Here is a 5,683-nt window from a genome sequence, read left to right on the forward strand (position 1 = left end):
CCGAGCAGCTCAAGGCGCAGGTTGCCGCCAAAGTGGGTATCGCTGGCATGGTCCGACCGCATCCCTGATGCGCGTTGACCTGAGCGCTCCCGTCGCCCGCTTGCCGGCCCGGCCACGCGCCCCAGGTGGCGCATGATCGACCTGCTGCTGCTGGCGGTGATCGGGGTGTCGGCCCTGCTGGGCCTGATGAAAGGTTTCGTCGGCATCGTGGTCGGCACCGTTTCGTGGCTGCTGGCCGGCTGGGCGGCCTTCCAGTTCGGCGATCGCGCCGCGCACTGGCTGGCCGAAGGCGCGCAGCCCTCGATGACCAATTACCTCGGCGGCTATGTGCTGGTCTTCATCGGCGCGATGGTGCTGGTGGCGCTGCTGGGCATGGCGGTGCGCAGCCTCGTCCAGGCGACCCGGCTGACCGGTACCGACCGTGCGCTGGGATTTGCGCTGGGCGCGCTGCGCGGCGCCTTTTTCAGCTGCCTCCTGATCCTGCTGATGGGCTTCACGCCGATGCCGCGCGAAGCCGCGTGGCAGCAATCCCTGCTGTTGCCGTTGCTGCTGCCGGCTACCGGCTGGATGCGTGCGCAATTGCCGGACTTCCAGATGCCGGAGGTGGACGTGGGCGGACTGTCTGCGCCGGAGCCAGGCAAATATGCGCGATTGGACGTGGGCAAGTTGCCCATCGCAGGCGATAATGCGGCCCTGAACGAGATGATGAAGGGCGGCGTGCTGTCGCAGGTGGTGTCCAGGGCGCTGACAGGTGCCACTGGCCAGGCCGCGGATGCAGACGACCAGGACCCGGCGAAGGCGTTGCCTTCCAATATCGATCCGGCGCAGGTGCGCCCGGGTCACCCCGATCCGGCACGGGTCGAGTCCCCCGGCCAGGTAAGGCCACCTTCACGTTAACGGGCATCGCCCAGCGGAGATCGCGCAACATGTGTGGCATCGTCGGAATCGTCGGCAACCAGAACGTCGCCGGGCAGCTCTATGACGGTCTGACCGTCCTCCAGCATCGTGGCCAGGATGCGGCCGGTATCGCCACGGTCGATGGCACCCGTCTGCGCGTGGAGAAGGCCAATGGCCTGGTGCGCGACGTGTTCGACGAGCGCCGCATGCAGGTGCTGAAGGGGCGCATCGGCATCGCCCACGTGCGCTATCCCACCGCCGGTTCGGAGGGCACCGACGAGGCGCAGCCGTTCTACGTCAATTCGCCCTACGGCATCGCGCTGGCGCACAACGGCAACCTGATCAACACCGAAGCGCTGCGCAAGCAGGTGTTCGAGGCTGATCGCCGCAACATCAACACCGATTCGGACAGCGAAGTGCTGCTGAACGTGTTCGCCTATGAGCTGGACGCGCAGCGCATGCTGACCCCGGAAGCGGCGATCCGCGCGGTGGCCGGTGTGCACCGTCGCTGCAAGGGCGGCTATGCGGTGGTCAGTGTGGTGCTGGGCCTGGGTCTGGTGGCGTTCCGCGATCCGCATGGCATCCGTCCGCTGGTGCTGGGCAAGCGCAGCCATGCCGAAGGTGACGAGTACATCGTCGCTTCCGAATCGGTGGCGCTGGATGTGCTGGGCTTCGAGCGCGTGCGCGATGTCGCGCCGGGCGAAGCGGTGGTGATCACCGAGCGCGGCGAGCTGTTTTCCGAGGTCTGCGCCACCACCACGCAGCAGACGCCGTGCATTTTCGAGTACGTGTACTTCGCGCGCCCGGATTCGATGATCGACAACGTTTCCGTGCACAAGGCGCGCATGCGCATGGGCCAGAAGCTGGGCGAGAAGATCCTGCGCCTGCGTCCGGACCATGACATCGACACCATCATCCCGATTCCCGACACCTCGCGTGACGCCGCCCTGGAAATGTCCAACGTGCTGGGCGTGAAGTACCGCGAAGGCTTCGTCAAGAACCGGTATGTCGGCCGCACCTTCATCATGCCGGGGCAGGGCGAGCGGGTGAAATCCGTGCGCCGCAAGCTCAATCCGATCCATCTGGAGTTCCGCAACCGGGTGGTGCTGCTGGTGGACGACTCGATCGTGCGCGGCACCACCAGCCAGCAGATCGTGCAGATGGCGCGTGACGCCGGCGCGCGCAAGGTCTACCTGGCCAGCGCCGCACCGCCGGTGCGTTACCCGAACATCTACGGCATCGACATGCCGGCCGCCGAAGAGCTGATCGCCCACGAGCGCAGCATCGAGGACATCGAAAAGCACCTGGGCTGCGACTGGCTGATCTACCAGGATCTGGAAGACCTGGAAGCGGCCGTGCGCGAGGGCAATCCCGAGCTGAAGGCCTTCGATTCGTCCTGCTTCAATGGCGAGTACGTCACCGGCATCGAGTCGGGCTACTTCGAACGCATCCAGCAGTTGCGTTCGGACGAAGCCAAGAACCAGCGCCGCGCCTGATCCATGCACACCGGTTGTGCCGCCGCCGACGGCATGCCTGCGGTCGATGATCTGCTGCAGGCCGCGCAACTGTGCCTGGTCGAGGCCGACCCGCTGCGCAAGGTGGCGCTGACCCAGCATTTCGCCGCGCGGTTCCGTGCCGGGGGACTGAAGCTGCCGGCACAGGCATCCGATCCGCAGCCGATCCGCATGCCGGGGCGGCCACCGCAGCTGGTGCTGGTGCATCCGCGCGACGTGCCGCGACGCGGGCTGGGTTCGCCGGAAGGACGCGCGGCCTTCATCCACGCCATCGCCCATATCGAACTCAACGCGATCGATCTGGCTTGGGACGCGGTGTACCGCTTCCGTGGCCTGCCGGGCAGTTTCTATGCGGACTGGGTCAGTTGCGCGGACGATGAATCGCGCCACTTTGTGCTGTTGCGCGAGCGGCTGCGGGCGCACGGCCACGACTACGCCGATTTCCCCGCGCACAACGGCCTGTGGGAGATGTGCGAGAAGACCGCGCATGACGGGCTGGCGCGCATGGCGCTGGTGCCGCGGGTGCTGGAGGCGCGCGGGCTGGATGTCACCCCGGCGATGATCGGCAAACTGCGCTCGCTGGGCGATGACGCCACCGCCGATGTGCTGGAGGTGATCCTGCGCGAGGAAGTGGCGCATGTCGCCGCCGGTTCGCGCTGGTACCGCTGGTACTGCGAGCGCGAAGGCGTCGAGCCGCGTGAGCGCTTCAAGCAGCTGCTGGGCGAATACGCCCACGGCTATCTGCGCGGGCCGTTCAATCTGGAGGCGCGGCTGCTGGCCGGCTTCGATGACGAGGAACTGGCCGATCTGGTGGAGCAGGCGGGCTGAGCGCTGCCGCTTGCTGATGTTGCCAGGTGACGCTGCCGGCGCGCACGGCGTTGCTTGTCAGCGAATGAAGCTGTGTCGTCCGCAGAGGCGTGCCGCCCCCGACCACGGCCCGGTAGCTTCCGCCTTGACCTGATCCATGGCCCAGCCCAGTATCGGCGCGGTTGATCGTGCCGACGAGGCGACGTCGGTGCCACTGGGCTGCGTGCAATGGAGTGGGCGATGACAGATCCATACAACAGCAATCCCTATCAAGCGCCGGCATCGGTGGCGCAGCCACCCTCACCGCCACGCGCCATGCAGCGCGACGCCATTGCGCAGGCGGATGTGTCCGATACCTGGAAGCGGCGTTTCCGCACGATAGAAGCCGCCGGTGGACCAAAGCTGCCCAGGTTCAAAGAGCTGCCATTTGGTGAGCGCGCCGGCATCCAGTTCAACATCCTCGCTTTTCTGTTCGGGCCGTTCTACTTCCTGGCCAAAGGGTTGTGGCGGCAGGCGCTGGCGTACGTGATCATCGCCATCACCTGCGTGCTGGTTATGGAATTGATTGGCTTGGGTAAGTTCGCCAACGGTGTCGGTTACGTTTTCGCTGCCCTCTATGCAACGCGTGCCAACATCAGCTATTACCAGCGGGTGATACAGCAGCAGGCGCTGTGGCTGTAGGGTTGAGGTCCGTCATTGCTCTCAAGGATCTGAAATGAAGCATTCGCCTCTCTGGCTGGTCGTGCCGATGCTGGCTCTGCTGGGCTGTGCCCGGCAGGCGCCCGGACCGGTCGCCGCTGCGCCCTCCGCGTCGTCTTCCGCGATCACCGCGCCGGCTGCTGCCGATGACTATCCGGCCGTTCTGCAGGCCTCCGGTACCGAGCCGTTCTGGGGCGTACGCGTGGAGGGTGCGGCGCTGGACTACACCACCCCGGACACCCAGCAGAGCCCGCGTCATTTCGAGGGGACGCGTGAGGTGCGCGACGGCCGCCTGCGGGTGCAGGGCGGTGAAGGGCAGGACGCATTCCGCCTGACCATCGAACGTGCGACCTGTTCGGATGGCATGTCCGATCTGCCCCATCCCTACACGGCGGAGTTTGTGCTGGGTGCGGAAACCCTCAAAGCTGCGCCCGAGATCCGGCGGTCCCGGTGCCCGCACCCTGAAACAGCAACGGCAGCCGCGAGGCTGCCGTTCCGTTGTTGGGCCAGGTGGCGCTTAGGTCTAGCCCAGCGCATCCAGCGTGAAGCCATCGGCATCCACGCGCAGTACCGAGCCCTGTTCGTACCAGTCGCCCAGCACGATGCGGGTGCAATCGCGTCCGCCCACCTTCAGCGCATGGATCGCCGGGCGGTGGGTGTGGCCGTGGATCATGGTGTCCACCCCGTAGCGCTGGAACGTCGCAGCGACTTCGGCCGGGGCCACGTCGGTCACGGTTTCGAACTGGGCGCGGTCGCCTTCCTTCATTTCCGACTGGTGGGCCTGGCTGGCCGCCCGCGCCTGCTGGGCGAAGGCAATGCGGGCCTGCAATGGCTGCGACAGGAACTGGGCCTGGAAGGCCGGGTCGCGGGTCTGCGTGCGGAAGGCCTGGTAGGCGGTGTCATCGGTACACAGCAGGTCGCCGTGCTGCAGCAGCACCGGTTTGCCGTACAGCTCGATCACCGCCGGGTCGGGCAGGATGCGCATGCCGGCACGGGCGGCATAGTCGTTGCCGAGCAGGAAATCGCGGTTGCCGCGGATGAAGTACACCGGGACACCGGCGTCGTGGAGTGCGCGCAGGGCGGTAGCCACCGCATCGGCCGCGCTGGAGGGCGTGTCATCGCCGATCCAGGCTTCGAACAGGTCGCCGAGGATGTACAGCGCCTGGGCCTGGCGCGCCTGGTCACGCAGGAAATCAAGGAACAGCTCGGTGATGGCCGGACGGCTCGGGTCCAGGTGCAGGTCGGAGATGAACAGTGTCGTCATGCTCCGCATTGTAGGGGCTGTTCACCCGGCGGACAGGGGGGCGAGGTGCACGGAGAGGCCGCCGAGCCCCAGACCGATGCCGGTGGCGGCCAGCACGTCGCTGGGATAATGCAGCCCCAGCACCACGCGCGAGAGCGCCACGCCGGCGCAGAACGGCAGCAGCAGCGGCGCCAGCTGCGGGTAGTAGGCCAGCGCCACCCAAGTGAATGCCACGGCATGCAGTGTGTGTCCGGACGGAAAGCTGTATTCGTCCAGGGGCGCTATCCAGGCGCGGATGCGCAGGTCGGCGGCGAACGGACGCGGGCGCCGGGTCCAGCGCTTGAGCCCTTTGTACAGCGCCAGCGCTGCTGCACCGGTGAGCGCCATATGGAGGGCGGCGCGCAGCCCGTCTAGTCCGTCGGCCAGCACCAGCGCGACCATCAGCACATACCAGAACACCCCGTCACCGAGCCGGCTCAGCACCGAAAACAGCGTGCGGATACCGCGGCGGCGGCCGTAGCGG

The 5,683-nt window shown here is 66.9% G+C and carries 6 protein-coding genes; 4 read left to right on the forward strand and 2 right to left on the reverse strand.

Annotation, left to right across the window (positions count from 1 at the left end; genetic code table 11):
* The first annotated feature begins 132 nt into the window (after positions 1–132).
* The 4 genes from JCM9942_RS09960 to JCM9942_RS09975 all read left to right on the forward strand — a co-directional run bounded on the left by JCM9942_RS09960 (position 133) and on the right by JCM9942_RS09975 (position 3,899).
* The gene (locus tag JCM9942_RS09960) at positions 133–897 is read left to right on the forward strand and encodes a CvpA family protein (protein ID WP_054659392.1); all 765 of its coding nucleotides are present in this window, start codon (positions 133–135) and stop codon (positions 895–897) included.
* Positions 898–926: 29 nt separating this feature from the next.
* Complete coding sequence (gene purF, locus JCM9942_RS09965; protein ID WP_054659395.1) at positions 927–2,393, forward strand: amidophosphoribosyltransferase; 1,467 nt, start codon at positions 927–929, stop codon at positions 2,391–2,393.
* A 33-nt stretch (positions 2,394–2,426) separates the two neighbouring features.
* Positions 2,427–3,239, forward strand: a complete 813-nt coding sequence (locus JCM9942_RS09970) for a ferritin-like domain-containing protein (protein WP_256202360.1) — start codon at positions 2,427–2,429, stop codon at positions 3,237–3,239.
* 207 nt (positions 3,240–3,446) lie between these two features.
* Complete coding sequence (locus JCM9942_RS09975) at positions 3,447–3,899, forward strand: DUF2628 domain-containing protein (protein ID WP_241772671.1); 453 nt, start codon at positions 3,447–3,449, stop codon at positions 3,897–3,899.
* Positions 3,900–4,440: 541 nt separating this feature from the next.
* Here the strand turns inward: JCM9942_RS09975 and lpxH are convergent.
* Together lpxH and JCM9942_RS09985 are read right to left on the reverse strand one after the other, a co-directional pair.
* Entirely contained in the window at positions 4,441–5,181 is a 741-nt protein-coding gene (lpxH, locus tag JCM9942_RS09980) for a UDP-2,3-diacylglucosamine diphosphatase (protein WP_054659401.1), read from the reverse strand.
* A gap of 21 nt (positions 5,182–5,202) precedes the next feature.
* The coding region (locus JCM9942_RS09985) for a phosphatase PAP2 family protein (protein WP_054659403.1) at positions 5,203–5,683 on the reverse strand (481 nt) is incomplete at its 5' end.

The organism is Stenotrophomonas pictorum JCM 9942 (assembly GCF_001310775.1).
GTDB classification, from domain to species: Bacteria; Pseudomonadota; Gammaproteobacteria; order Xanthomonadales; family Xanthomonadaceae; genus Stenotrophomonas; species Stenotrophomonas pictorum.